The organism is Halobellus sp. Atlit-38R (assembly GCF_003665925.1).
Lineage (GTDB): Archaea > Halobacteriota > Halobacteria > Halobacteriales > Haloferacaceae > Haloquadratum > Haloquadratum inordinatus.
The window spans coordinates 1-575 of the sequence record NZ_QXIJ01000146.1; the positions used below are offsets into that span (position 1 = coordinate 1).

1 protein-coding gene is annotated in these 575 nt (G+C 67.3%); it reads right to left on the reverse strand.

The window, feature by feature from the left end:
* Positions 1–575: M3 family metallopeptidase (locus tag D3D02_RS18610; RefSeq protein WP_147435727.1), on the reverse strand; the 575-nt coding region annotated here is incomplete at both ends.

A 575-nucleotide genomic window follows, 5' to 3' on the forward strand; every position in this document is an offset into this window, starting at 1 on the left:
CGGGCCTGCTCGTACTCCACGTCCGGCCCTTGGTCGCCCGTCAGCGACATGTAGAGGTCGTGGCTCTGGAGTTGGTCGACGCCGAGCGCCGCCTCCTTCAGCTCCGCGTGGCGGTGGAGCACGTCGAGGTTGTCGTCGACGGTGTCGACGAGGGTGTCGTACACCTCGACCGGGACGTTCGAGTCGTCGAGCGCGGCGGCCCGCGCGGAGTCGTAGTCGCGGATCTCGGCGCTCGTGACGTGCTCGCGGACGGCCTTCTCTAAAGAGGTGCCGACCGTGTTGCGCACGTCGGCCCACTCGTCGTAGAACGTCTCATGGATGCGCTCGCGGAACTCGCGGTCCGGGTTCGTCTGGAGCTTCGTGAAGTTCGCCTGCGTGATCTCGACCTCCTCGCCGTCGGGGTCCTCGACGACGCCGTAGGTCATGTCGGCGTTCGTCAGCATCGAGTAGATCTCACTCGGCGCGTCGGTGACCTCCGAGAGGTCCGCCAGCACCTCCTCGACCTCGCTCGACCGCGTGTGCGGCTTCTTCCGCAGGACGTCGTCGAGGTAGTGCTCGTACTCGGCGAGGGCGGG